Annotated in this window: 23 protein-coding genes; 11 read left to right on the top strand and 12 right to left on the bottom strand. The window is 46.3% G+C overall.

Annotated elements, in window-relative coordinates; all coding sequences use genetic code 11:
- Positions 1-48 precede the first annotated feature (48 nt).
- Positions 49-1,680 carry an L-glutamate gamma-semialdehyde dehydrogenase gene (pruA, locus tag DXN04_RS18195; protein ID WP_116854806.1) on the top strand — a complete coding sequence of 544 codons (1,632 nt, stop codon included), beginning with the start codon at positions 49-51 and terminating at the stop codon, positions 1,678-1,680.
- A gap of 57 nt (positions 1,681-1,737) precedes the next feature.
- Here pruA and DXN04_RS18190 read toward each other — a convergent pair whose 3' ends face one another.
- Positions 1,738-2,247: a peroxiredoxin gene (locus tag DXN04_RS18190; RefSeq protein WP_233525624.1), complete on the bottom strand. Its 510-nt coding sequence runs from the start codon at positions 2,245-2,247 to the stop codon at positions 1,738-1,740.
- 125 nt (positions 2,248-2,372) lie between these two features.
- Between DXN04_RS18190 and pyrR the strand changes: the two genes are divergently transcribed.
- A complete protein-coding gene (pyrR, locus tag DXN04_RS18185; RefSeq protein WP_116854805.1) occupies positions 2,373-2,900 on the top strand; it encodes a bifunctional pyr operon transcriptional regulator/uracil phosphoribosyltransferase PyrR in 528 nt (175 codons plus the stop codon).
- A 193-nt stretch (positions 2,901-3,093) separates the two neighbouring features.
- The gene (locus DXN04_RS18180) at positions 3,094-4,023 is read left to right on the top strand and encodes an aspartate carbamoyltransferase catalytic subunit (protein WP_116854804.1); all 930 of its coding nucleotides are present in this window, start codon (positions 3,094-3,096) and stop codon (positions 4,021-4,023) included.
- A 191-nt stretch (positions 4,024-4,214) separates the two neighbouring features.
- Here DXN04_RS18180 and DXN04_RS18175 read toward each other — a convergent pair whose 3' ends face one another.
- The 3 genes from DXN04_RS18175 to DXN04_RS18165 all read right to left on the bottom strand — a co-directional run bounded on the left by DXN04_RS18175 (position 4,215) and on the right by DXN04_RS18165 (position 9,296).
- Positions 4,215-7,610, bottom strand: a complete 3,396-nt coding sequence (locus DXN04_RS18175; RefSeq protein ID WP_158569069.1) for a SusC/RagA family TonB-linked outer membrane protein — start codon at positions 7,608-7,610, stop codon at positions 4,215-4,217.
- A 32-nt stretch (positions 7,611-7,642) separates the two neighbouring features.
- The gene (locus DXN04_RS18170; protein WP_116854802.1) at positions 7,643-8,653 is read right to left on the bottom strand and encodes a FecR family protein; all 1,011 of its coding nucleotides are present in this window, start codon (positions 8,651-8,653) and stop codon (positions 7,643-7,645) included.
- 100 nt (positions 8,654-8,753) lie between these two features.
- Positions 8,754-9,296 (bottom strand): RNA polymerase sigma-70 factor, encoded by a 543-nt coding sequence (locus DXN04_RS18165; RefSeq protein ID WP_083729047.1) that lies wholly within the window; start codon positions 9,294-9,296, stop codon positions 8,754-8,756.
- Positions 9,297-10,188: 892 nt separating this feature from the next.
- On the opposite strand from DXN04_RS18165, the gene DXN04_RS18155 reads away from it, so the two are divergent.
- The 5 genes from DXN04_RS18155 to DXN04_RS18145 all read left to right on the top strand — a co-directional run bounded on the left by DXN04_RS18155 (position 10,189) and on the right by DXN04_RS18145 (position 15,442).
- The gene (locus DXN04_RS18155; protein WP_116854800.1) at positions 10,189-10,518 is read left to right on the top strand and encodes a DMT family protein; all 330 of its coding nucleotides are present in this window, start codon (positions 10,189-10,191) and stop codon (positions 10,516-10,518) included.
- A 335-nt stretch (positions 10,519-10,853) separates the two neighbouring features.
- Positions 10,854-13,331: a PIG-L family deacetylase gene (locus DXN04_RS18150; protein ID WP_116854799.1), complete on the top strand. Its 2,478-nt coding sequence runs from the start codon at positions 10,854-10,856 to the stop codon at positions 13,329-13,331.
- Positions 13,332-13,499, top strand: coding sequence for a hypothetical protein (locus DXN04_RS35220; RefSeq protein WP_199415075.1), 168 nt, complete (start codon positions 13,332-13,334; stop codon positions 13,497-13,499).
- Positions 13,500-13,568: 69 nt separating this feature from the next.
- Complete coding sequence (locus DXN04_RS34830; protein ID WP_158569068.1) at positions 13,569-13,739, top strand: hypothetical protein; 171 nt, start codon at positions 13,569-13,571, stop codon at positions 13,737-13,739.
- Positions 13,736-15,442 (top strand): sodium:solute symporter, encoded by a 1,707-nt coding sequence (locus DXN04_RS18145; protein ID WP_116854798.1) that lies wholly within the window; start codon positions 13,736-13,738, stop codon positions 15,440-15,442. The genes DXN04_RS34830 and DXN04_RS18145 overlap by 4 nt, the downstream gene beginning before the upstream one ends.
- 202 nt (positions 15,443-15,644) lie before the next feature.
- On the opposite strand, the gene DXN04_RS18140 is transcribed toward DXN04_RS18145, so the two are convergent.
- The 4 genes from DXN04_RS18140 to DXN04_RS18125 form a co-directional block, all read right to left on the bottom strand.
- A complete protein-coding gene (locus DXN04_RS18140) occupies positions 15,645-16,304 on the bottom strand; it encodes a response regulator transcription factor (protein WP_116854797.1) in 660 nt (219 codons plus the stop codon).
- A 90-nt stretch (positions 16,305-16,394) separates the two neighbouring features.
- Positions 16,395-17,195 (bottom strand): sensor histidine kinase, encoded by an 801-nt coding sequence (locus DXN04_RS18135; RefSeq protein ID WP_116854796.1) that lies wholly within the window; start codon positions 17,193-17,195, stop codon positions 16,395-16,397.
- Positions 17,192-17,788 (bottom strand): hypothetical protein, encoded by a 597-nt coding sequence (locus tag DXN04_RS18130; RefSeq protein ID WP_116854795.1) that lies wholly within the window; start codon positions 17,786-17,788, stop codon positions 17,192-17,194. Before DXN04_RS18130 ends, DXN04_RS18135 begins: the two co-directional genes overlap by 4 nt.
- 81 nt (positions 17,789-17,869) lie before the next feature.
- A complete protein-coding gene (locus tag DXN04_RS18125; RefSeq protein WP_116854794.1) occupies positions 17,870-18,286 on the bottom strand; it encodes a hypothetical protein in 417 nt (138 codons plus the stop codon).
- 405 nt (positions 18,287-18,691) lie between these two features.
- Here DXN04_RS18125 and DXN04_RS18120 point away from each other — a divergent pair, with 405 nt between their 5' ends.
- Positions 18,692-19,486, top strand: a complete 795-nt coding sequence (locus DXN04_RS18120) for a hypothetical protein (RefSeq protein ID WP_116854793.1) — start codon at positions 18,692-18,694, stop codon at positions 19,484-19,486.
- Between the two features lie 46 nt (positions 19,487-19,532).
- Here DXN04_RS18120 and DXN04_RS18115 read toward each other — a convergent pair whose 3' ends face one another.
- The 3 genes from DXN04_RS18115 to DXN04_RS18105 form a co-directional block, all read right to left on the bottom strand.
- Complete coding sequence (locus tag DXN04_RS18115; RefSeq protein WP_158569067.1) at positions 19,533-20,501, bottom strand: phosphatidylinositol-specific phospholipase C; 969 nt, start codon at positions 20,499-20,501, stop codon at positions 19,533-19,535.
- A 315-nt stretch (positions 20,502-20,816) separates the two neighbouring features.
- The gene (gene xerD / locus DXN04_RS18110; RefSeq protein WP_116854792.1) at positions 20,817-21,713 is read right to left on the bottom strand and encodes a site-specific tyrosine recombinase XerD; all 897 of its coding nucleotides are present in this window, start codon (positions 21,711-21,713) and stop codon (positions 20,817-20,819) included.
- 163 nt (positions 21,714-21,876) lie between these two features.
- Entirely contained in the window at positions 21,877-22,296 is a 420-nt protein-coding gene (locus DXN04_RS18105; protein WP_116854791.1) for a nucleoside-diphosphate kinase, read from the bottom strand.
- A 263-nt stretch (positions 22,297-22,559) separates the two neighbouring features.
- Between DXN04_RS18105 and DXN04_RS18100 the strand changes: the two genes are divergently transcribed.
- Both DXN04_RS18100 and DXN04_RS18095 read left to right on the top strand, forming a co-directional pair.
- Positions 22,560-23,564: a DHH family phosphoesterase gene (locus DXN04_RS18100; protein WP_116854790.1), complete on the top strand. Its 1,005-nt coding sequence runs from the start codon at positions 22,560-22,562 to the stop codon at positions 23,562-23,564.
- A 27-nt stretch (positions 23,565-23,591) separates the two neighbouring features.
- Positions 23,592-24,467 (top strand): FKBP-type peptidyl-prolyl cis-trans isomerase, encoded by an 876-nt coding sequence (locus tag DXN04_RS18095; RefSeq protein WP_116854789.1) that lies wholly within the window; start codon positions 23,592-23,594, stop codon positions 24,465-24,467.
- A gap of 97 nt (positions 24,468-24,564) precedes the next feature.
- Here the strand turns inward: DXN04_RS18095 and cdaA are convergent, their stop codons facing one another.
- Complete coding sequence (cdaA, locus tag DXN04_RS18090; RefSeq protein ID WP_116854788.1) at positions 24,565-25,380, bottom strand: diadenylate cyclase CdaA; 816 nt, start codon at positions 25,378-25,380, stop codon at positions 24,565-24,567.
- Between the last annotated feature and the right edge of the window lie 29 nt (positions 25,381-25,409).

The following is a 25,409-nucleotide window of genomic DNA, read 5'->3' as shown; positions in this document are numbered from 1 at the left end:
ATTTCTCTTAATTTTACTTATTATCGTTACAACAAAAACTCTTTGAGAATGCACAACGCTTATTTTCATTTTGCTGCACCGGCAAATGAACCGGTTTACAGCTATGCACCCGGATCGCCAGAAAAGGTTGCATTGAAAAAGCAACTGTCTGCCTTTAAGGCCCAACAGGCGGATATTCCTATGTACATCAATAACCAGGAAATCCGTACCGGTAAAACTGTTGACCTGCGCCCTCCACACGAAATCAAGCACAAACTGGGTCATTTCCACATGGGCGAAGCCTCCCATATCAATGATGCCATCGCCGCAGCATTGGCCGCTAAAGAACAATGGGCCGCTACTCCATGGGAACAACGCGCCGGTATCTTCCTGAAAGCCGCTGAACTGATTGCGACCAAATATCGCTACCACATGAATGCCGCGACCATGCTCGGTCAAAGCAAAAATGCCTACCAGGCAGAGATCGATAGCGCCTGCGAACTGATCGACTTCCTGCGTTATAACGTTCATTTCCTGTCAGAAATCTATAAACAACAACCTGTAAGCTCTCCAGGTGTACACAACCGTACCGAATACCGCCCACTGGAAGGTTTCGTACTGGCCGTAACACCGTTCAACTTCACCGCGATTGCAGGCAACCTGCCTACCTCCGCAGCAATGTGTGGGAACGTAGTAGTCTGGAAGCCAGCTGATACACAGGTCTTCGCTGCGAATATGTTTATGCAGATCATGATCGAAGCAGGCCTGCCTGCCGGTGTGATCAACCTCATTTATGTAGATGGTCCTCAACTGGGCGACATCTGCTTCAGCCACCCTGAATTTGCAGGTATCCATTTCACCGGTTCTACTGCTGTGTTCCAGCACATGTGGCAGACCATCGGTCAGAACATCAAAAAATATAAAGCTTACCCACGCATCGTAGGGGAAACCGGTGGTAAAGATTTTGTTCTGGCACACAGCTCTGCCGATGTAGCCGTTACTGCCATTGCTCTGGCACGCGGTGCCTTCGAATACCAGGGGCAGAAATGCTCTGCAGCCAGCCGTGCATACCTGCCTTCCAATATCGCGGAAGCAGTGAAAACCCGCCTGCTCGCAGAACTGAAAACCATGAAAATGGGTAGCGTGGAAGACTTCAGCAACTTTATCAATGCGGTGATTGACGAACGTTCCTTCGATAAAATCACGAATTATATTGAGAATGCGAAGAAAGATCCTGCCGCTAAGATCATTGCCGGTGGTAACTATAGCAAGACTGAAGGTTACTTCATCGAGCCTACCGTCATCGAAGTGACAGATCCGAAATATGTAACGATGTGCGAAGAGATCTTCGGCCCGGTGCTGACCATCTATACTTATGACGCAGATAAATTCGAAGAAATAATAAGTGTGGTAGATAGCAGCTCTTCGTATGCATTGACCGGTTCTATCATTGCACAGGACCGTTATGCCATTGACCTGGCGACTAAAAAGCTGGTGAATGCAGCAGGTAATTTCTACATCAATGATAAGCCGACCGGTGCGGTAGTAGGTCAACAGCCTTTTGGCGGAGCAAGAGCCTCCGGTACCAACGATAAGGCGGGTTCTATGCTGAACCTGTACAGGTGGTTGAGTGCAAGGACGATCAAGGAAACCCTGGTACCACCTACGGAGTACGGTTATCCTTTTATCAAAGAAGCATAATTCATGCGATATAAAAAAAGGGCACTTCGAAATGAGGTGCCCTTTTTTTTATGCTCTTTATTTCATATTCTTCAAGGCTTCCAGCGACTCCGTCACATGCTTCTCCCCATCCTTCATAGAATTAAACATATGCACAACCACCCCTTGCTTATCGACCACATAAGTCACCCTGCCCGGAATCACAAAGGTCTTCGGCACACCAAATAATTTCCGCACACTATTAGATGTATCTGCCAATAATGTAAACGGCAGATGATGATGCTCCGCAAATTTCTTGTGAGATGTAACCCCATCAGAACTAATACCAATCACCTTCGCCCCATACTGGGAAAAAGCCGTATAAGCATCCCGGAAAGAACACGCCTCTTTCGTACACACACTGGTCTCATCTTTTGGATAGAAATAGATTACCAGCGGCTGTTTACCTAAAACAGTATTGATATCAAACGTATTGCCATCCTGATCCTTCAGCTGGAAAGACGGAATTTTATCACCTACTTTCAGCTGGGATTTGGAATTGCATGCAAAAACAAAAAAGGACAGTGAAAACATAAGAAAGTACTTCATATGATGAGGATTGAATAAACCATATGCAATATATACGGATTCAGTCAGCGAAAGGTCACTGTTTTTTAAAAATTATTCAATAAACCTCTTATAATCCTTATTTTTACTCCCTAAAACTGCATACTTTGAAGACCATACTGAGTGGTACACAAGTGGCCATCACTGTTGACAGACTCTGTCACCAGCTCATCGAAAATCACGGAGACTTCTCCCAGACTGCCCTGATCGGACTGCAGCCAAGAGGCATTTACCTGGCTGACAGAATTTATAATACCCTGCAGAAGCTGCTGCCAGGTGTAAAGATCCAATATGGAAGAATTGACATCACTTTTTACCGTGATGACTTCAATAAAGGAAAGGCACTACATGTGCCTAACGAAACTGCGATTGATTTTTCTATTGAAAATAAGAAGGTCGTACTGATCGACGACGTGCTGTATACAGGCCGTACTACCCGTTCTGCATTGGATGCAATGCTGGATTTCGGCAGACCTTCCGCTGTGGAGTTACTTGTATTAATAGATCGCCGTTTTACCCGTGAGCTGCCTATCCAGGCAGATTATACGGGGCGTGAAATTGATGCTGTCAACTCCGAAAATGTGAAGGTACGCTGGAAAGACCGAGATGGGCATGACGATGTGATCATTGAGTAGCAGGAGGAATTTGTCAGGAAGCGGAATTTCAGATGGTGTTTTTAAAAACCAGGCCTTTTGATCAGGCGGTTTAAATGGAGCCATTTATACCAATATTCCAGCCACTATCCACCTGATTTTTGCTAAAAAACAGCCTACCGTCCGGATATTGATTTTGGGTTTTGTATTCAGGTCATTTATATTTGCATCTTAAATGTCATTATCAGTAAATCATCTCCTCGGAATTCGCGGTCTGAAGCGTCAGGATATAGAACTAATCTTTCAAACAGCTGATCAGTTCAAAGAGGTTTTACAAAGACCAATCAAAAAAGTTCCTACGCTCAGGGATACTACCATCGTTAATTTATTTTTTGAAAATTCCACCCGTACCCGTATCTCCTTCGAACTGGCGGAGAAACGTCTTGGTGCTGACGTGGTGAATTTTTCAGCCTCCGGTTCTTCCGTATCAAAAGGTGAAACCCTGATTGATACAGTGAACAACATCCTCTCCATGAAAGTGGACATGGTAGTAATGCGACACTCGGCCACAGGTGCGCCTCACTTCTTATCCAAACACATCCAGGTACCTATCGTAAACGCTGGTGACGGGATCAACGAACACCCGACCCAGGCGCTGCTCGATGCTTTCTCTATCAGGGAAAAGCTGGGTGCTGTAACAGGTAAGAAAATTGCCATCTGCGGCGATATCATGCACTCCCGTGTAGCCTTATCAAACATCTACTGCCTGAAGCAACTGGGCGCTGAGGTGACGGTAGTAGGTCCGCCTACACTGATCCCCAAGCACATGCAGGAAGCACTGGGTGTAAATGTCAGCTACGACATCCGCGAAACACTGGAATGGTGCGATGTAGCGAATGTGCTGCGCATACAGCTGGAAAGACAGAATACACCACTCTTCTCTTCGCTGAGAGAATACTCACTGGCTTACGGCGTAAACCGCCAGCTGCTGGATAGTCTGAAGAAAGAGATTGTGATCATGCACCCCGGCCCGATCAATCGCGGCGTAGAGTTGAGCTCTGACGTAGCAGATTCCGGACATTCTATCATTCTGAACCAGGTGGAGAATGGGGTAGCTGTGAGGATGGCGGTGTTGTACCTGCTGGCAGGGAAGAAGGAGCACTAACAGACAATACTAACAACCCAATAACTGTAAAACGTTTTTACCGTTTGGTAGAAGCGTTTTTTTTATTTTAAGGCATTTAAGATTTATTGCATTATAAACAACAACCTTAATTACCAAAAGAAAGACTTTTTTAAACCATATTCTACTGACAGGCGAAGAAATTTTAAACCTTAAAAAGCACAATCCCGCCACTAAAAAATCGCATTCATCCCCAGTGTAAACGACCTGAAAAACGGATACTGGTACCCCGTATTCGCCGCCTGCTCCGGATCATAATACCGGATCTTCATATGATTGATCTCCCACAAATCCTGCCCTGAAAAATACACCCGCAAACTACTCAGCAATGGCTGCCCATGCGTAAACCTGAACGTATATCCCAGCTGTAGATTTTTCAACCTCACATACGCCGCATTCATCACCCAAAACGAACTGGGTGCCAGGTTCTGGTTATACCCATTATACAGTCGTGGAAACGCAGCATACTGGTTTCCCGGTGTCCAGTAATCCGCATGAATCTGCCAGGGCTGCTGCCAGCCTTCTACAAACGGCATACTATACTTAGCCGGTACCATCACCTTCCGCTCTCCAATCCCCTGGAAAAACACGGAAAAATCCACTCCCTTATAAGAGAAGCCCGCATCAAAACCATAAGAATACCTCGGTTGTGAACTACCCAGGTATACTAAATCACCATGATCCGCTTTCGTATAAGTACCCCCGTTAATAATCCCGTCATTGTTCTGATCCACATATTTCAAATCACCCGCAGCCGTAACCGTACTTTGATAGGCATGTGCATGCGCCTCATCATTCGTCCTGAAATATCCTTCGCTCTTATACCCTAAGATTGCGTTGTAAGGCAATCCGGTCAATCCCTTATTATTCCCCGGTAACCAGGCCGTATTACCATCACTACTTAAGATCTTATTCTGCCCGTCAAACAAGTTCGCATTTACCCAATAACTAAATGCCCCCCTGTTATCTCTCCACCCAATATTCAACTCCCATCCCCATGAATGCATGCTTGCTATAAAGAAGGCAGGATAAGCATAATTATAAGGAGGCAATGTCTGCGATGCTATCTGGATCCTGGGATTATGCTTCACAAAATAATCCGCTGTCACAGTCAATCGTCCTTTCAGGAAAGCCATATCCAAGCCTGCATTGGTCGTATTGATCGTCTCCCAGTTATTATTGCCAGGCATATACCTGTCACTATAATCCTCATTCAACAATGGATAAGCCTGCGGTGATTTCAGCTGGTCCCTGTAGTTATAATCATTCAGGCCTGCACGCCAGTTAAAGTTGCCCAGCAAGCCCCAGGATGCTCTTAATTTAAACTCATCGAAGAAGCGGAAGGTATGCCCAAACCATTTCTCATTGTTCAGTCGCCAGCCGCCGGAAAAGGAAGGGAAGATATGCTGACGCGTAATTGATCCCATCTCTGAACTGTTATAAAACAATCTTGCAGCTACTACGTTTGCTTCCAGCAGGTAACGGTCGTTGAAGTTGTAATTGAGGCGTGCAAACATAGATCCCTGTGAGCCTGAAGCCTTGAACCAGCGTCTATCGGCAATTAAAGGATCATTGAATGCCACATTGGCAATCTCATTTTTCGTTACATTATAGAGCGAAGAAATTTTCTGACGCTGGTAATGGCTTTCGTAAGCATAACCACCCAATATGTGAATGGTATTCAGCTTACCGGCAGGAATATCATAATCCGCCAGCAATTGCAGGCTATGCTGTACTTCCAGCAGATCACCCCTCTTCAGGGAGTTAGGATCATTGATGCTGTTCACGTAGCCATTGCCGTTATAGTAGCGGATGGTTTGTTTGCCAAGGCCATCGTAGTAATGGGTGATCTGCGGACTATACACTGCTTTCAAAGTCAGGCCCTTCACCGGGTTCTCTGCTTTCAGCGAAAAGGTGGCATCTGCAAACGACGTTTGTTCGTCGCGTTTACCGCCATCCTCCAATAATGAAATAGGATTATAGCCAGCTGTGTAGTCGCTTGTATTCGGTACGTAGGTAGGCAGGTAACCCGGTGCCTGGTACAGGTAATTCAATAAACCATTGTACCCATCTACCCGGTAACCCGGCGATTGCGTATGACTCCTGGCATACTGCAGGCTCGTCTCCAGGCTGATCATATCGCTGAAGCGGTTATTGATATTCAGCTGGGCGTTGTTCCTGTTGGTATTGTCCGGCCCTGTATTAAACAGACCCTGGCGGGCAAAGGTGCCTAGTGACAGCAGGTATTGGTGATCCAGGCTGCCACCTCGTGCACTTATATTAAAATTGGAAACTGAGCTATTTTGCCGGGTAACATTCTCCAGCGGATTATTGTCATAATAATACTTGTAATCCCCGTTCAGATCACGCACAGCCCCGATGGCCGGATCTTTCATATACCCGATTTCCTGTTCAGACCAGATGGGATCCAGGCCGGCGTTGGTGGCAGCAGTATTCTGCAGCGCTGCTGCCTGCCAGGAGTGCATGCGTTTGGGCAGGTTGATGGGATGTTCCAGGCCGAAGAGACTATTGTATTCCACATTGATCTTGCCGGCCTTGCCTCTTTTGGTGGTTACGAGTACCACGCCTCCGGCACCTTGCGGGCTATAGATACTCGCCGCAGCGGCATCTTTCAGCACGGAAACGGATTCAATATCGTTGGGATTGAGGAGTGCAATAGAACCAGGGGCACCATCTACAAGTACCAGGGGATCACTGTTGTTGCCGGAGGAGAGGCCACGGATCTGCAGGTTAAATCCTTCTTTGCCGGGTTGTCCATTCAGGCGGGTAACGAGCAGTCCTGGTGCGGTACCCTGCAGCGCTGCCATCACATTCGTAACCGGGCGGCTTTTAAGGCGGCGACCTTCCACTTTAGTGATAGCACCATTGATGTTTGCCCTTGTCTGGATACCATACCCGATGATGACGAGGTCATTCAGGATTTTGGTATCGCCGGTGAGCAATACATCCAGGTTTTTCCTTTGTTTGAGTGCTATTTCCTGTGGTTCATAACCGATGAGGGAGATCTGTAATACTGCGTCTCCATTATTCACTGTTAGTTTAAAGCGACCGGTTTCGTTGGTACTGGCACCGTTGCGGGTACCCTTTTCCCTGATAGAAACCCCGGCCAGTGGCTTTTCGCCGTCCGATATGACCCCCGACACGGTAAAGACTTCGGGTTCTGGTTTGACCGGAATCTTTGGCACCCCGCTTATGGGAGCGGATTGCAGGATCGGGAATACGATGATCTGTTTATTCCTGACTTCGAATGCATAGCGGGTACCGGAAAATAGTTGTTGCAGTACTGTATTCAATGGCTGGTGATCAGCAACAATAGATACGTTCCTGGAATTTTCTATGACAGTAGAGGAGATGGCGAAGGTAAGGCCGGTTTGTTTTTCAATGAGGCGTAATACCTGGCGGAGTGGGGTGCGGGTGACTTTCAGGGATACGTGAATGGTATCTGCATCCTGGGCCTTCACTGATGGGCATGTCAAAAGAAGCCCTATACATGCACAAAAAAGTGCAATGTACCAGCGCTTATAAAAAGCGGCCTTCCGGAGTGCCATATGAGTTTCCTGCATTTTTTCTCCGGAAGTACTTAATAAATTTCTACGAGGCTATCTTTCTGTACGGTATGTACCTGCAGTGTTTTTGACAGGATGTCCAGTACTTCAGAAAGGGATTCCTTATGGAAGGTAGCAATCAGCTTTTTATCGGCCACCGCGTCACCTTTCAGTACGATATGTACTTTATAATAATCTTCGAGTATGTCGGCTACTTCGGACAATGGGGCATCGTCAAAGCTCAGCTGACCAGTTTTCCATGCGATGGGATTATTATTCCTATGATGACGGGTAGTGATGCTTTCACTGGCAAGGAGCATATCGGCTTCCTGGCCTGGGGTGAGGATCACTGATCTGTTCTTGTTCTTGTAGATGGCTCTTACTTTACCACTCTGTACGAAGACTTTTACGCCTTGCTTGGTTTCTTTCACATCGAAGGAGGTACCGAGTACTTCAATGTCCACATTTTTCAGGTGAACGGTGAATGGTTTTTCAGGCATATGCTTTACATCGACAAATACCTCACCTTGTTGCACATATACTTCGCGGGTATCACCTTTGAAGTGGCGAGGGTATTTGACAGAGGTATGTGCATTCAGATAGAGCCGGGTACCATCGGGTAACAGGAGGCTATCTTTATTTTGTGCGGTTTGTTGGGTCGTATACATTGGCTGACGGACCAGGAGGTAAGTTCCGGCCATCAGGAGTACGGATGCGGCGGCTGCCCACCAGTAGCGGTGGATAGGTTTACGCATCTTAATTACGGGAGTTGACGTGGAGGTGGCAGGGGAGAGGAGACTGTTGCCGGAGAGGATCTCTTCAGTGGCGAACAGGGTTTCCAGTCTTTGCCATTGTTGCGTAGTATTATAGGTAGCTGCTGTCGGTATCAGGTCGTCACCCTGCCATAAGGCTTTGGTTTCAAGGAAGATATCCAAATTGGCAGCATCCTGCTGCAACCATTCATCCAGTGAACGTTTGTGCTCCTCATTTCCTGGTTCTTCCAGGTAGTGGATAACGACATCGATATCAGGTTGCTGTAGTTTCATCTCTTACTATTAATACAATCAAAAATAAACTTACCATTAGTCCCCGGGGAAAAATTTTAACATTTTCTTGGGCGTCTATATATTATATATGTATGCCCCGCTACTGCTGATTGAGCAGTCCCAACCTGATTTTTTTAAGTGCGGTGGTAAGGTGTGTGTATACTGTATTGATGGATATATTTAACTGTTGCGAGATTTCTGCGGGCGACAATCCCTTTATGCGACTCATCTCGAACACCCGTCTGCATTGTTCAGGCAGTTTTTCTAAAATGGAAAGATACTGGGCTTCCAGTTCCTTATGTTCCAGCAGTAGGTGCTCAATGGTGCCTGGTTCCTGCGTTTGCTGTTGCTCTTTGGCGTACGCCTGCTGCCTTTGGGTCTTTTTAATACGGTTGAGGCAGGTGTTTACAGTGGCGCGGGCCAGGTAGTGCTGGATCGGTGCCCGCTCATCCAGGTTCTCGGCGGTTCGCCACAGGTTCAGGAATACATCCTGCACAATATCCTGCGCTTCTTCCTGATCTTTCAGGTAGCGCAAGGCAATGCTGAACATGGATGGCGAAAACTGATTGAATATAATTTCAAATACCTGTTTATCCCTGTTCCGGACCCCGGTGACTATATCTGTATTGTTGAGCGGCAGCATCCTGTAACTATCTTTTCATTCCATTTTTAAAAAACTAAAGTTGGCTTTCAAAAACAGAATATAGCAAAATTATGGTTATTCTATCAATTATCCGGCTAATTGCCTGATTAGCAGCCGGACAAAAAAAGTAAATAAATTTTTTATACTTGGAAATGAGCCACCATGGCTGATCTTTGTTTTAAAAGCCCCTTTTTTTAAAAAAAAGACAAGTTTTTTTTAAAAGAGACTAATGGTAAAGATAATAACGGTTGTATTATTTATGTAGACAGTGAATAAGAAGCCGGCATTTAGCAGGCGCCTGCTAAAAATATTGAAAGAGTAACCATTCTTTATTTAGGAAAAACAGAGTGGTATTGACAAGTTGGGGAGGAGACCACTGCCTGAGGGCAAGGGGTCAGCTGGAAGGCATGGATTTGCCAGTGACAGGGGAGCGGTTCTTATATATATTATATATAAAGATGCTCAGTCAAGCCACATACCTGCAAAAGGCAGGTGCCTATACCTTAGATTATTACCAGAGATCATTATATATGATGCAAGAAGGGTGTACAAGTCCCCTTTGAGCACTCTGAAAACTTACAACTCCTAAGCATGATAGGAAAGTTGAGACCTGTAACAACCGGCCGGCTCTTTTGGGCCGGTTTATTTTTTTTATCCTATTTTGCTAAAGGTAAAGATACCATACCCCCCGCTACGCTTGCCAATTATAACGGGTGGGTATTTGGCCTCCTGATAACCTTCTATTTACAAACTGGATCCGTTCATTTTAGGGGTACGACTCTGAGATGAGCGGATTTTTCTTTCCTCTCACCTCCGCTTACTGGCGAATTTTTTGCTATACCTAAGCCTGATACTTCTATTTTTCATTTCCAAAACGCAGTACATTCGCAGCATGCGTACCATTATCTTTCTCATCATTTCCAACACATTCATGACCTTCGCCTGGTATGGTCATCTTAAGTTCACCAACGTTGCTCTCTGGAAAGTCATCCTCATCAGCTGGGGAATCGCATTCTTTGAATATTGTTTCCAGGTCCCGGCCAACCGTATCGGCGAGCAGGAAGGCTTCTCCGGATTCCAGCTCAAGACTATCCAGGAAGTCATTACCCTTTCCGTATTTGCCATTTTTGCGATTTTCTACCTGAAAGAACCGATCAGGTGGAATTACCTGGTATCCTTTGCCCTGATTCTCGGGGCCGTTTACTTTATGTTTAAGAAATAACAGGGCGGGGGCGCTTTAATTTTTTCGCTGAAGTTGTATAAATGCCTGGTCTGGGTATACCCAGGCTATACCCTTTCTTTTATATTAAAAGTACACCATAAGGTCACCAAAAGGGCACTTCAATATCCCGGGGATATTGAGGTGCCCTTTTGGTGACCTTTTAGTGACCTTATGGAATACTAGTGATATTTAATCTACACCCTATCTCCCGCGGTTTTTCCTTACTCCTTTTTCCATAATGCCCCCATTCTCCTTCACCTATTTCCTTTTATCACATTTTCCCAAACACCTCCTTATAATCACTATTTTTGAGCCTGTTTAAATTCTCGAACGAAATGGTAAAGAGCATCTGTTTAGCAATCGCAACAGGCATGCTGGCGGCCATTACGGCCATGGGACAACCCTCGCCCGTGAACAATTCCGCCTCCATTGCCCTGAAGCTGAAAAAGTTGGATACGCTGGGAAGTGTTTTATATATGGCCGCTCATCCTGATGATGAAAATACCCGCCTGCTGGGTTACCTGGCAAACGAAAAATTATATCGTACCGGCTACCTTTCCCTTACCCGTGGAGATGGTGGTCAGAACCTGATCGGCAATGAACAGGGCGAACTCCTTGGACTGATCCGTACCCAGGAACTCCTCGCCGCCCGGCGGGTAGATGGTGCCGAACAATTCTTTACCCGTGCACTGGATTTCGGCTTCTCCAAGAACCCAGCCGAAACCTTCACGATCTGGAACCGTGAACAAATTCTTGCCGATGCTGTCTGGATCATCCGGAAATTCCAGCCCGATGTCATCGTATGCCGCTTCCCTGCCGATAGCCGTGCCGGTCATGGTCACCATACCGCCTCCGCTATGATCGCAGCCGAAGCCTTCGATGCCGCCGCCGATCCAAACCGGTTTCCTGAACAATTGAAATATGTTAAGCCCTGGAAGGTGAAACGCCTGCTCTGGAATACCTTCAACTTTGGTGGTTTCAATACCACCAGCGAAGACCAGTTCAAACTCGACGTAGGTGCCTTCAATTACCTCCTCGGCAAAGGTTATGGCGAAATTGCCGCCGAGAGCCGTTCCCAGCACAAAAGCCAGGGATTCGGTGTAGCTGCTGCCCGTGGTAGCTCCATGGAATACTTCACCACCATCAAGGGCGATACCCCGCAGAAAAGTCTGCTGGATGGCATCAATACCACCTGGTCACGCATCGAAGGCGGTAAAGCCATCGGAGAGATGATCGACAAAGCAAGGGCCGCCTATAAACTAGATGACCCTGCCGCTACTGTGCCCGCCCTGCTGCAAATCAGGAAAGCGATCCAGGCCCTCCCTGAGGGTTACTGGCGTAACCAGAAACTCCAGGAGACGGAACAACTCATCCTGGCCTGCGCCGGTATCTGGGCAGAAGCTTATAGCAACAATGAAGTAGTCGTACCTGGTCAGACCATGCAGGGCAGCGTACAGGTAATCTGCAACAGCAGTATCCCCGTGCAGATTCAGTCCCTCAGCTTCGGCAGCAAGGACACCAGCTTCGCACAAAATAAACTGGACTTCAACCAGCTGAAAAATATACCAATCACCATGCAGGTGCCGGACAATACGCCCATCTCTGAACCGTACTGGTTGCGCGCAGCTCATGGTGTAGGAGAATACACCATCCAGGATCCACTGCTCGTGGGCCATCCTGAAAACATTCCGGGCATTCAGGCTACCATCCGCTTAAAGATTAAGGGCGAAGACCTGACTATTGCCCGTCCGGTGCAATACAAACATACCGACCCTGTAAAAGGTGAGGTATACGCTCCCCTCATTATCGCTCCTCCTGTAGTGGCGAACCTGGCGAACAATGTTTTTGTATTCACCAGCACCACTCCTCAACCTGTACAGGTCAAGCTGCGCAATATGGGGAATGCTACCGGGGGCCGCGTAAAACTGCAATTGCCATCCGGCTTCTCCAGCCAGGAGACTTCCCTGCCATTTGAGCTCACGAACAGGGGAGATGAAACCACTTTGCTGTTTCACATCGCTCCTGCCAAAGTGGAGGGCAGTAACCGTACTGATACCTTCAAAGTAATCATTGAGGATGATGGGCATACCTACGCGCAGGGGATCCAGACGATCAGCTATGATCATATTCCTACCATTACCTTATTCCCTGATGCAGCAGGCCGTCTGGTAACGGTAGACCTGCAGCACAATGGCCGCAAACTCGGATACATTGATGGTGCAGGCGACCTGGTAGCAGCGAGTCTGCAACAGGTAGGGTATGAAGTAACGCACCTCACTGAAAAAGATATTATGAATGGAGACCTGAGCCAGTATGATGCAATCATTACGGGTGTAAGGGTATATAATATTAATCCACGTATCAAATACTGGCAGCCCCGCCTGATGGAGTACGTGAAGAATGGCGGTACCTTGCTGGTGCAGTATAACGTGAACGGGCCCCTGCAGATCAATGATCTTGGACCTTATCCGTTTTCACTGAGCCGTGACCGTGTGACTGATGAAAAAGCCGAGGTATCTTTCCTGAAGCCTGAGGACGGGATTATGAACTATCCGAATAAGATTACCCAACAGGACTTCGAAGGCTGGATCCAGGAGCGCGGCCTGTACTTTACGACAAACGCAGATGCAAAGTATGAAGCGCTGTTCTCTATGCATGATAAAGGAGAAGCACCATTACAGGGGTCTACAATCGTTGCAAAGTATGGCAAGGGTAGGTATGTATACACTTCACTGGCGTTCTTTAGAGAGTTGCCGGCGGGTGTACCGGGTGCTTACCGCATATTTGTAAACCTGATTTCAACGAAGAAATAAATGGCAGCGGAAAAACAGCCTCCAAGGTCAAGATTGACGATGACAGCGATTTTGTGTATTGTCATTGGCCTGGCTATTGGTTTTGAGATCAAGCGGCTTCATATCGGTTTGCTGATAGGACTAGCATTGGGTTTGCTGAGCGGGAATATGCTGGCAAAGAGGAAGTGATCAGTTGACCGCTCCGGCTCCCAACTCATTGCCAGATAAAAAGTAATTGAGCTAAAGGAAGTATTTGTTATGAAAAAGAATAAACCGCCATTCCCGCCGGAATGGGAGGAGTTCCCTGATTATATCGAAGAAAATAAACCTCCGTTGCTGCCACATTGGTGGCAATGGTATGCACTCGTAACCGGCTGGCTCTGCCTGCTGATCGGCGCGTTTTATTTATTCACTAAAGTTTATTCATGAGTGTAGCAGATTGGATTGTACTGGGGGGTACATTAATCGGGATTATTTTATACGGGATCTGGAAGAGCCGTGGTCAGAAGGATATGGCCGGCTATTTCCTGGATAACCAGTCTATGCCATGGTATATTGTACTGTTGTCTATCATCGGCACACAGGCGAGTGCCATTACCTTTCTCTCTGCACCAGGTCAGGCTTATACTGACGGGATGCGTTTTGTACAATATTATTTCGGACTGCCGCTGGCAATGGTAGTGATCTGTATTGCCTTTGTGCCTATTTATCACAAACTGAAAGTATTCACTGCGTACGAATACCTGGAAGGGCGATTCGATTGTAAGACGCGTACGTTTACGGCTATATTATTTTTAGTACAGCGTGCATTGTCTACCGGGATCAGTATTTATGCCCCGGCCATCATTCTTTCTTCATTGCTGGGCTGGAACATTTACTGGACCAATGTGATTATGGGCGGACTCCTTATTATCTACACGGTCTCCGGTGGTACCAGGGCAGTGAGTTATACCCAGACCCTGCAACTGGTCATCATCTTTGTGGGCATGTTCCTGGCAGGCTGGATGGTGGTGCATCTGCTACCTGATGGCATAGGATTTAATGATGCCCTAAAGGTGGCGGGCAAGATGAATAAGCTGAATGTGATTGTGACTGATTTCGACTGGAAGGACAAGTATAATATCTGGAGTGGCCTGGTAGGCGGGTTCTTTTTAGCACTTTCTTATTTTGGAACGGATCAGTCGCAGGTAGGGCGCTACCTCACTGCAAAGAGTGTGACGGAGTCACGGTTAGGCTTACTGATGAATGGCCTGGTGAAGGTGCCGATGCAGTTCCTGATCTTATTACTGGGCTCGATGGTATTCGTGTTTTATTTGTATTTCAGGGCACCTATCTTCTTTAATGAAGCGCAGCTGAGTAAGGTGGAGGGGCCTGCCTTACAACAACTCCGGGCGGAATATAATAGTTTCAACCAGGTGAAGCAGGAGCAGGTGAGGGCATTGTCCAGCGCCATTAAAAACAAAGACAATGCAGGGGTGGAGATGGCGCAGCAAAAGTTGCAGGCTGCAGAGGCAAATGCGATGAAGGTGCGTACTACCGCTATAGACTATATTAAAAAAGCCGATCCGGCAGCGGATACGAATGATACGAATTATATCTTCCTTCATTTTGTCGTCAATAATCTGCCAAAAGGCCTGGTAGGACTGCTGATAGCGATTATCTTCTTAGCGGCATGGGGTAGCATTGCAGCGGCCCTGAATTCGCTGGCATCGACTACGGTGATTGATATTTACAAAAGACAGTTCAGACCAACAGCCCCTGACGAACATTACTTTAAGGCATCGCGCTGGTGGACGTTCATCTGGGGACTGTTCTGCATAGTAGTAGCGCAGTTTGCAAGCAAACTGGGGAGCCTGATAGAAGCGGTGAATGTACTGGGATCACTGTTTTATGGCGTGATACTCGGTATCTTCCTGGTGGCATTTTATTGTAAGCGGATCGGTGGCACAGCGGTATTCTGGGCGGCAATAGTGGCGGAAATACTGGTGATCATTGTCTTTATTACCAATATAGTGTCGTTCCTGTGGCTGAATGCGATCGGGTGTTTATTGGTGATCGTACTGGCCTGGATCATTCAATTATTGCAGCCTGCACATAATGGAATGAAGCCTGTGCAATCAGGTTGCCAGTGATGGAAATGTAGTGGATAGAGGAGGGCTTTATCAAATTGTATCTGATAAATTCCTCCTTCACATGACAAAATAAATCCTGTTTTTACAAAACAAGTCCTGTTCCTGCTAAATAAATCCCGTTCCTATAAAAATAAGTCCCGTTCTTACAAAATAAGTCCAGTTCTACTAAATTACCCCTTCCCTTACTAAATAAAATCGCGTTCTATTCAATCAGGCCGTTCCTGAAGGCGTACATCACGAGGCCTACAATGTTCTTAGCACCGGTCTTTTCCAGCAACTTCTGGCGGAGTCCTTCCACTGTTCTCGGACTCAGGAAAATCTTCTCTGAGATCTGTTGTGTGGTCAGTTCTTCACAGATCAGGCGCAGTACTTCCAGTTCGCGGTCGGTGAGGGGCACCTCGCTGCGGAAAGTCGGTTTGAACTGTTGCCTGGTTTTGTGCATGACCTTCTTAAGAAGCGCCAGGTTCACATTTTCATTAAAATAAAACCCTTTTTCGTAGGTAGTACAAATAGCCTCATAAATCTCACCTGGTTCTGCATTTTTCAGCAGGTAGGCATTTGCGCCGTTCTCAATGAGATGTACAATAAAGTTGTCGTCTTCATACATGGTAAGTACGATTACTTTAACGTGGGCATATTTTTCCCTTACTTTTTTGGTAGCTTCTATGCCATCCATGTTGGGCATTTTCAGATCCATGAGAATCACATCTGGCTGTTGTTCTTCCATGATCTGTAGTAAATGCACGCCATCTTCAGCTTCAAACACCACATTGATGTTTTCATAGGGTGTGAGGGTATTGATCACCCCACTCCGGAAGATTTTATGGTCATCGGCGATAGCTACCTTAATGTTGTTTGTCATAGAGGGAGCCGTTTATATTGGTTGCGTTTTTGTCCCGATTCGTCTCACGTGGTCTTTGCTCAGGGACAAAGCTAGAATAAAATACCAGTATTACTCAGCGTGCTGATAATTTTCTACTTTGATTTCGGCGATGGTACCGGCAGGTACGCCGGGTTTGTAGTGAATAGTACCGCCTATGATGTTGAGGCGGCTTTCAATATTCTTCAGGCCCAGGCTGCCTGTTTTATGGCGGGCATTCTCCAGCGAGTGCAGCAGCTGGCCATTTCCATTGTCAACTACATAAATACTTAGCAGGGTCGGGGTTGTCATGTAGGTAATCTGGACTTGTGTTGCCTGTGCGTGTTTCAGAATATTGTTGATGAGTTCCTGTACCACACGGTAAATATTCAGGGCTTTTTCGGGTTCAACATCGTGGTGGTTACTGTCTTCAGTAAAGTGGATCTGCACCTGTTTGTTTCGGTTCATCATATTACAGAAAGAATCCAGCGCCCGGCTCAGGCCCAGGTTTTCAAGTGCCTGTGGGTGCAGGCTTTGGGAGATGAAGCGCAGGTGCTGGATGATAGTATCTGTAAATTCTTTGGTTTCTTTTAATTGTTCCTGCTCCCCATTACCTGTTTTGAGTAATGGCTGGAGCTGGTTGAGATTGAGTTTGAGCACGGAGAGCTGGGCACCTACTTCATCGTGAAGGTCTTCTGCGATACGTTTGCGTTCCAGTTCCTGGCCCTGAAGAATGGCTACCAGGCGTTCTTTCTGCAGTTCCAGGTCTTTGTCCCTGATCAGGAGTTTGTGTTGAATAACCTGTTTCTGCTGAAATATAACGAGTACGATGACAAAGATGCCCATGATGAGCATGACTGCCGTACCGATGATAACTACTTCGTAACTGTTCATGACCTGAATTTTTTGGCTTTGAGGAGTCCAATGAAGATCAGCACTACTTCTGCAAAGCCGCCGATAAAGGTAACAGAAAGCGTGGCATTTTGTATACTTCTGTCAAAATCGGTGTGCTGCAAAAAGTTATAAGCCAGGGACAACATAAAGTTGGAGCAATGGTAAATAAACAGGCCGCTATTGTACCAGAAGTTAGGAAGGTTGTTGACAAAGATGGATTGTTTCACCAGGTCCTCGTCGCGCATGAGTTCCCAGAAATAAATGACACTGTACAGTAAAAGGAAGAGGTTCTCAATGGAGATAGCATAGGAGTTATAGGCTTTAGGCCCCTCCAGGTAAACGAAATCAGTTATCGCAAAACAGGTGGTGAGCCCTAAAACAATGAGTAATATTTTCTTGAACAGCTGGTTTTTAAATACATGATAGAAAAAGATGGTAAGAATGAGGAATTGGATGTAGCACATGGCCGCAAAGAACCACATGTTATTTCCGAAAATATGAGCCAGCAAGTGCGAGCCGCCGGCAAAGACAGTACTGCTGATTAGATAGTAAAAGATCGATCTGCCACTCCTGTCGAGAATATTGAAGTTCATGATAAAGGGGATCAAAAGTAAAAATTCGACCCCCTCCATGATGTAGAACGTAATCAGATATGAAATCACCTGCCTTTTGGTTTAAACGGTTCCTTTATCAGGGCAATTTGTCGGACAAGGTAAACCCTGGTCCAGCGCTGCGAATTCGATAGGCGCAGCGGAACCGGCGCGGAGATTCAGTTCCTTTGCAGCTTTTGAATCTTTGTAATGTACGTTGTGGCCTTCTGTGTCTACTGCATAGATGACCATTTTCTTCAGTTCCTTTTCAGGATGATCGTGGTCGTCGCCGAAATAGATACGGAGTCCGATGATGTCGTCCTGACATTCAAGAAGTTGTTGCAGTTTTTCTTTCCCAAAGAAGTAAGCCTGAATAAAATCAGGGTTGTGTGGTTCTTTCTGGCGTTTTTTGTTGCAGTAGTTGTCCCTTAAACGTCGTGCTTCGTCATGGTGAATAAATCCACCTGCATCTGGGGTGAAATTAGGTTTAGTAGTACTCATACGAATGCTGTTGTTTTAATTGGCGGTAAAATTATTATAAATAATCGCTTTTCAAAGCCGGGGCCGGTATCCCATATTTGTGCCATAAGGAGGCGGCAATTGAATTTATCTTGCGTTGGATCATAGAGTTATGTGTTAGAGAATGCATGGTTTTGTATCTAATCTAACGTAGGGCTCCCTGAAAAATGCGTAGAACTACGTATTCTAAAAACAACGTATTACAACGCTTGTCTGCCATTTGAGACTTTTTAATCTTTGCATTGTGGGTAATGGCTATACCCACAATGCGAGCAAGCATCGACGGGCCTTTCTACCCAAAGTTTGTTCATTCCTAGTAGACATGCAGAGAAACCACGACAGGATTTGAGGTTAACCGGGTTGACCCCATTTTTTAAATTTACAACTATGTGTTACCTACTAATTGGAAACATTTCTGCATTGATCTCGGCTGACAGTACTGAACCCTTAGTAAACGCCCGAATCAGGGTCTATTTGCCGGATGGGCACCTTTCAAATCGTTATCCCCATAAAAATTCTTTTAGTGGCCCCAGGCAGTTAACCCCATCAGAGGTGTTGAATAAGCAGGAACGGTTATTGGCTGAAACGGCCCTGGATCATCATGGCAATTTCAGTCTTGGCTGGGAGCAATTGCACTTATTCACGGAACCTTTAGAGTTGGACATTTGTTTGCAGGGCATGCCCGAGGAGGCAGGCGACAGGATGGAGACACATTTCCATCTGAGCACGCTGGTACCCCAATGGAAGCATTCTATGCAGCAGTATGTAGCAGCTTATGCTTATGTTATTCCAGTTGAAAGCTGGGCACAGATCCGAGCCAGCTATGGTACATGGGTGATTGCCGGAATCGTAAGGCGCACCCACGATTATGAGGGACAATCACAATTACGGGTAGAAGCGTACAATGCAGGTAACCACCGGATGCTGGCCTCTGGCAGCACAGACGATCGGGGGCGTTACCAGATCAGATTCAGTAGAAAGCAACTGTCCGGCGGACAGTTGCCTGGCCCCGATGTGTATTTTAAAGTGTACAGGGACAAGCGCCTGGTATGGGAGGAGCATGTGGAGGTGGCAGCCATGCCCGGAAGGAGAGCGATTGATGCCTGTAGTGTAATTAATATTACGATGCAGGGAGGAGTGGTGAAGAAGGCAACGCGGTGGCTGAGTAAGTTGGTGGGGTGAAAATAATTGAAGGGTTCATCGCCTATAGCGATGAACCCTTCCGCTTTTAGAAGTTCGTGTGTAAGATCGCATTAGATCTTGTCGAATTTGCAAAATCCATGGGCACGATCCCATATCTACCTGAAGTATGGGTAGAAAAATAAGTTTCAATCTGTGGATTAATAGTACCTGATACCGAAGTAATACTTGGAATACCAAAGATCAGGGGTTTGTACCCGCTGGTATAATTAATATACAGGGTACTGTTGCCGGTACTGCTTGACTCCGTCCACAATGCAGTGACATTACTCCACTTGGATGCATTATCATTTACAATGTAATTATCCTGGATTTTCAGATTGGCATTACCGTTATTAATGGTAAAAGTGGTGTTGTCTGCCCAGCTGGTAGCATCGATACCCTTTGGAGTAGTCGTTGCTGAAAAGCGGCGGAGCAATACGATCTTACCTCTTACATCTCCCAGGGCAGGCACCGTGGCACCCAGGGAGATAATGCCGTATTTCGACACATAAGTATCAAAGGTCTGTTCGAAGGTGCGGGTGTTGTTGCTTGGATCATATTCTTCCTTTACACTCATCACAATCACTTCTTTTGGATGATTGGTCAGGAAGGTTTTACAGGCAGTGAGCACATCGTCGAAGTTCAGGTTTTGATAAATGGCGCCGTGGTGAATGGCGAAGGCATTGTCAATGTGCCTGCAGCGGATGTCGAGATAGCGGATGCCGGCTTCCAGCTGGTCTGCAATGGAGAGGTCCTGGCATTTGGCCGTACCGGATACTGGTTCAACGCGTGCACCACTGTCGTGCGTACCGGGAATAGAGATGGCTGCAATATTGGTGTTGTCTGCCAGCGCTGTCATCCAGCTATTGGATGTTACACTCACGGCAGCTGTGGTACTGGTAGCAGCTACAGTGTTTTTTAATTGTGGCGCAGGCAGGTCCTGTTTCGAACAGCTGAACAGGAAGAGGGATAACAGCATGGTGGCAGGAACATGCAGAAGAGTTGATGCTTTCATTGTGCGTTAATTTCAGGCAATAGGAAGTGCTAACGCATGCATTGTACAGGTCCGGGAGGACTGACAGTGTAAACGTGTAACAGTTTGTAGGTTTTGAATTACGGGTGTAAAATAATGCGCTTATCGATAGGTTGGTTACGGGATCGGGATGATTAACAAAAGGGTAATAATTGCAGGGAATTAAGTAGTTGGTTCTAAGCAGTTTCAGAAGAACAGGATGGAATATTTTAAGCTCATTTTAAAATCCTGGATGAAATCTTTGCAGCGTATCTCTCAGGTATTACTGTAGAACGGGATGAAATATTTAATCTCATTTTAAAATCTTGGATGAAATCTTTGCAGGGTATCTCTCAGGTATTCTCTGTCCAGGTGCGTATAAATCTCCGTTGTCGTTATACTCTCATGGCCCAGCATCTCCTGCACGGCGCGCAGATCTGCACCACCTTCTACCAGGTGCGTGGCAAATGAATGGCGGAAGGTATGTGGTGACACCTGTTTCTCAATTCCGGCTGCTGCCGTGAGTTCTTTGATCACCAGGAAGATCATCACCCTTGTGAGGGCGCTACCCCGGCGGTTTAGAAAAAGAATGTCTTCCTGTCCGGGTTTACAGGGCATATGTACCCTTACTTCATCCTTATATATATTAATGTACTTAATGGCATCACGGCCAATAGGGACCAGTCTTTCCTTATCTCCCTTACCGATTACCCGGATAAAACCTGCGTCAAAATGTAATTGTGAGATCTGTAAACCGGTGACTTCACTCACACGTAAGCCGCAGCTGTACATGGTTTCGAGGATGGCCCGGTTACGCGCTCCTTCGGGCGTACCGGTTTTGATCTGTGCGATGATCAGTTCTATTTCTTCGAAGCTGAGTACATCGGGGAGCTGGCGTTTGGTTTTAGGTGCTTCTAATAACTGGGTAGGATCTATTTTGACAATGTCTTCCAGGAGCAGGTATTTATAAAAGGCTTTGATGCCTGAGATGATGCGTGCCTGTGAGGTAGCGGTCATACCCAGACTGGCAATCCATTGTACACAGGATTGCAGGTGTTTGAGTTCGATCTGGTCGGGTGGGAGGGTGATGCTGGCCGATTGCAGGTATTGCACGAGTTTCTCCACATCCCGGAGGTAGGCTTCGATAGAGTTGCCGGAGAGGGAACGTTCGAGTTGTAAATAAGCTTTGAATCCTTTCAGATAGATCTCCCACATGGCTGCAAGTTAATGAACCTTTATGAAAGCGGGCATTCAGGTGAGGGACTTCCGCTGGCTTTAATAAGCAGTAGTATTCAATTGGCTTTAACGACTTGTGGCATTCAAAAAAAGAGCGTCCTGTAACAGGTACAGGACGCTCTTTCGGAATATCTGAAATAGCTTAGAATTTTTCCAGGCCAGAGAAGAAGAAGTTACCTTCGATCTCTGCATTCTCGTCAGAGTCAGAACCGTGAACAGCGTTACGGCCGATAGACTCAGCATAAATTTTGCGGATAGTACCTTCTTCAGCATTAGCTGGGTTGGTAGCACCGATCAGTTTGCGGAATTCTTCAACAGCGTTATCTTTTTCCAGGATAGCTGCTACGATATGACCACTGCTCATGAACTCAACCAGTTCACCATAGAAAGGTCTTTCTTTGTGTACTGCATAGAATTCACCTGCTTTCTGAGCAGACAGTCTGGTCATCTTCATCGCTACGATGCGGAAACCAGCTTCGTTGATCTTGTTCAGGATACCACCGATATGACCGTTTTCTACGGCATCCGGCTTGATCATTGTAAAGGTTCTGTTGTTAGCCATAATATATTGAGTAACTAATTAGCGTATTTTGCGCGCAAATGTAACCAGATTTTAGGCAATCAGAAAAAAAAAGCGCCTGATAGTGCTCACAGACAGAAAAAAAGAGCGATTTCTGCCGCTAAAACAGGCATTTAGCCTGAAATTTTACCCTTCAGTAGGGAATTTTAAATCCTCCTCCCAAAAATTTTGTAATTCTGCGCTAAATAGAGAACTTCGCACTTCATTTTTCGGTAAAAACAGTTACATTATATTATTAATATAAAATGAAGAGGATCGAGGAAATTAAGCCTTTGCTGGAAACCCTTAAAAGAGTGGTAATCACGATGCATCAGAAACCGGATGCAGATGCAATGGGAAGTTCTCTGGCCTTGTACCATTATTTGAAGCAGAAAGGACACGAGGTAACTGTTATTTCACCTACCAATTTTCCGGATTTCCTGAATTGGATGCCGGGTTCACAGGAAGTGCTGGATTTTGAGTCTTCGCAGGACAAGGCGATGAAGGCATTGGAGGGTGTGGAATTGCTGTTTTGTCTGGATTTCAATGCCTTGTACAGGACTAAGAACATGGAGCCATACCTGGCAGCTTTGAATTGTGCGAAAATACTGATCGACCATCACCTGGAGCCTCAGCCAGTGTTTGACTATGGCGTGAGTGACACCACAGCGGCTTCTACGGCACTATTAGTGTATGAGACTATACACAAAATGGGTGAAGAGCGTTATATTAACGATGCAATGGCACAATGCATCTATGCAGGTACCATGACAGACACCGGTTCTTTCCGTTTTGCCTCTACATCGTCCCGTGTGCATCGTATGGTGGCTGATTTACTGGATCATGGTCTGAACCACGAGCTGATCCACCAGGCGATTTATGATAATTTCCTTGAAAACCGTCTCCGCTTTCTGGGCCATAGCCTGCTGAACCGGATGGAGGTTTATTATGAGTATAACACCGCAATGATCGCTATTCCATATACTGATCTGAAGCGTTTCGACCTGCAAACGGGCGATACGGAGGGTGTGGTCAACTTCCTGCTCTCTATCCAGGGCATCAAGATGGCGGCGCTGATTATAGACCGTCACCAGGAGGTAAAGCTATCGTTCCGTTCCAAAGGCGATTTTGACGTGAATACCTTTGCCCGTAAGTACTTTGACGGCGGTGGTCATTTTCATGCAGCCGGTGGTCATAGTGCTGATTCCCTTGAGGTGACCGTGCAGCGTTTTGTTAAGGCGATCGCTGAAAACGAAGAAGCATTACAATAAGTCATTCAATCCTACTAATACAGTCAAATGAAAAAGAACAATCAGTTGTTAGTTGCAGCATTGGGCCTGTTGCTGGCCTCCTGCGGTGGCGGTGGTCACAAGAAGACTCCCGGTGGCGTAGATTATATCGTTCATAAATCAGGTAGTGGTGCGCAGTTGAAAGAAGGTGACACCGTGCTGATGAACATCATCCAGAAACTGAACGATTCCACGCTGGCTACTTCCCGCGAAAGAAGCGGTGGCGCACCGGTTCCTGTACTGATCCAGAAGTCTCAGCAGAAATGGGACCTGATGGACGGTCTGGCTGCCCTGCACGAAGGCGATAGCGCTACCTTTGCAATCCCTGTAGACTCCCTGCCTCAGCCACGTCCTCCTTTTGCTAAGAAAGGTGACAAGCTGAACGTTACTTTCGTAGTTGTGAGCAAATATTCTGCTGCTAAGCAATTGGCTGAAGATCAGAAACTGATCAAGGATTATACTGCAAAGAACAACATCCAGGCTACTCCTACAGCTGAAGGCGTTTATGTAGCTACTCAGGTAGCTGGTACAGGCGAACAGCCTCAGCCAGGTGATACCGTAGTAGTAAACTATACTGGTAAACTGCTGAATGGTAAAGTGTTTGATTCTTCCGTTGATTCTACCATCAACCCAGGCAGACCACTGCAACCAATCCGTTTCCCAATTGGTAAAGGTTATGTAATTAAAGGTTGGGATGCTGGTATCGCTTCTCTGAAGAAAGGTACCAAAGCTACCCTGATCCTGCCTTCCGGTCTGGGTTATGGTCTGCAGCCAACTCCAATGATCCCTTCTAACTCCGTACTGGTGTTTGATGTGGAACTGCTGGATGTTGTAAAACCAACTGCTGCTCCTGCTGCTCCTGCTGCGCCAGCTAAGAAGAAATAATTAATAACTTCTTATAATAAAAAAGGCTGAACGTTTGATGCGTTCAGCCTTTTTTATGCCCTGGTATTATCAGGATATTTCAGGTTAGTGATTCATTTTAACCAGTATATCCGTCTACCAGCACTTCATATAACTTACTCTTCAGATCCTCCAGCGATACATCCTGTGTCAAACTTCCATCTTCTGCATAAGAAATCGTCCCTCTTTCTTCCGAGACTACAATAGCAAGATTATCACTATGCTCTGTAATTCCCACCGCTGATCGGTGCCGCAGGCCTACCTGCAAGGGAAGATTCGGATTCTCCGATACCGGCAGGATCACCTTGGCTGCCAGGATCTTGTTGCCTACAATGATGAGGGCTCCGTCATGCAACGGACTCCCTTTACAGAAGATGCTTTCCAGCAGTTTTGCGTTGATATTACTATCCAGGGAAATGCTGGAAGCGGTATCGAACTTTACACGGTAAGAATTGGATATGACGATCAGGGCACCGGTATAAGTAGCCGCCATGTGGCTGACAGCAGTGACCACTTCGTCAATGATATTTTCTTCTTCTTTGTAGCTTTTGAATTTATCAGGCAGGAAGAGCTTCGTGAAGAAGCTGTCTTTGCTGAGCGGTGCTTTCTTGCCTAATACCAGCAGGAACTTACGGATTTCGGGCTGAAAGATGATGATAATAGCAATCAGTCCGATATTGATAAAGTTCTGCAGGATGAGGGTGAGGATGGGCATGTGCAGGAGCTCCACCATGAAATAGGCGAAGTACACCATGAGCAAACCAACGAATATATTGAATGCCAGACTGCCTTTGAGCAGGCGGTAGAGCTGAATTACCAGAAAGATTACTATCGCCAGGTCAAGTACGTTCAACCAGTTGTAACGGTATCCGTAAAATTGAAACAAGTCATCCATAGATTGTAAAAATAATGAATATTAAATAG

Origin of the sequence: Chitinophaga silvisoli (assembly GCF_003412465.1) — a bacterium.
GTDB lineage: Bacteria > Bacteroidota > Bacteroidia > Chitinophagales > Chitinophagaceae > Chitinophaga > Chitinophaga silvisoli.
The sequence above is the reverse complement of the archived record's forward strand: the minus strand, read 5'-3'. Positions and strand labels throughout refer to the sequence as shown.

Bases quoted from the DNA above. Each gene is read 5' to 3' on its own strand.
- DXN04_RS18115 (WP_158569067.1), bottom strand. From the start codon at position 20,501: ATGAAAGCATCAACTCTTCTGCATGTTCCTGCCACCATGCTGTTATCC.
- DXN04_RS18135 (WP_116854796.1), bottom strand. From the start codon at position 17,195: ATGAACAGTTACGAAGTAGTTATCATCGGTACGGCAGTCATGCTCATC.
- DXN04_RS18140 (WP_116854797.1), bottom strand. From the start codon at position 16,304: ATGACAAACAACATTAAGGTAGCTATCGCCGATGACCATAAAATCTTC.
- cdaA (WP_116854788.1), bottom strand. From the start codon at position 25,380: ATGGATGACTTGTTTCAATTTTACGGATACCGTTACAACTGGTTGAAC.
- DXN04_RS18190 (WP_233525624.1), bottom strand. From the start codon at position 2,247: ATGAAGTACTTTCTTATGTTTTCACTGTCCTTTTTTGTTTTTGCATGC.
- DXN04_RS35220 (WP_199415075.1), top strand. From the start codon at position 13,332: ATGGCAGCGGAAAAACAGCCTCCAAGGTCAAGATTGACGATGACAGCG.
- pruA (WP_116854806.1), top strand. From the start codon at position 49: ATGCACAACGCTTATTTTCATTTTGCTGCACCGGCAAATGAACCGGTT.
- xerD (WP_116854792.1), bottom strand. From the start codon at position 21,713: ATGTGGGAGATCTATCTGAAAGGATTCAAAGCTTATTTACAACTCGAA.
- DXN04_RS18180 (WP_116854804.1), top strand. From the start codon at position 3,094: ATGTCATTATCAGTAAATCATCTCCTCGGAATTCGCGGTCTGAAGCGT.
- DXN04_RS18165 (WP_083729047.1), bottom strand. From the start codon at position 9,296: ATGCTGCCGCTCAACAATACAGATATAGTCACCGGGGTCCGGAACAGG.
- DXN04_RS18150 (WP_116854799.1), top strand. From the start codon at position 10,854: ATGGTAAAGAGCATCTGTTTAGCAATCGCAACAGGCATGCTGGCGGCC.
- DXN04_RS18105 (WP_116854791.1), bottom strand. From the start codon at position 22,296: ATGGCTAACAACAGAACCTTTACAATGATCAAGCCGGATGCCGTAGAA.
- DXN04_RS18120 (WP_116854793.1), top strand. From the start codon at position 18,692: ATGTGTTACCTACTAATTGGAAACATTTCTGCATTGATCTCGGCTGAC.
- DXN04_RS18125 (WP_116854794.1), bottom strand. From the start codon at position 18,286: ATGAGTACTACTAAACCTAATTTCACCCCAGATGCAGGTGGATTTATT.
- DXN04_RS18145 (WP_116854798.1), top strand. From the start codon at position 13,736: ATGAGTGTAGCAGATTGGATTGTACTGGGGGGTACATTAATCGGGATT.
- DXN04_RS18095 (WP_116854789.1), top strand. From the start codon at position 23,592: ATGAAAAAGAACAATCAGTTGTTAGTTGCAGCATTGGGCCTGTTGCTG.
- DXN04_RS18100 (WP_116854790.1), top strand. From the start codon at position 22,560: ATGAAGAGGATCGAGGAAATTAAGCCTTTGCTGGAAACCCTTAAAAGA.
- DXN04_RS18170 (WP_116854802.1), bottom strand. From the start codon at position 8,653: ATGAAACTACAGCAACCTGATATCGATGTCGTTATCCACTACCTGGAA.
- DXN04_RS18130 (WP_116854795.1), bottom strand. From the start codon at position 17,788: ATGAACTTCAATATTCTCGACAGGAGTGGCAGATCGATCTTTTACTAT.
- DXN04_RS18175 (WP_158569069.1), bottom strand. From the start codon at position 7,610: ATGGCACTCCGGAAGGCCGCTTTTTATAAGCGCTGGTACATTGCACTT.
- DXN04_RS34830 (WP_158569068.1), top strand. From the start codon at position 13,569: ATGAAAAAGAATAAACCGCCATTCCCGCCGGAATGGGAGGAGTTCCCT.
- DXN04_RS18155 (WP_116854800.1), top strand. From the start codon at position 10,189: ATGCGTACCATTATCTTTCTCATCATTTCCAACACATTCATGACCTTC.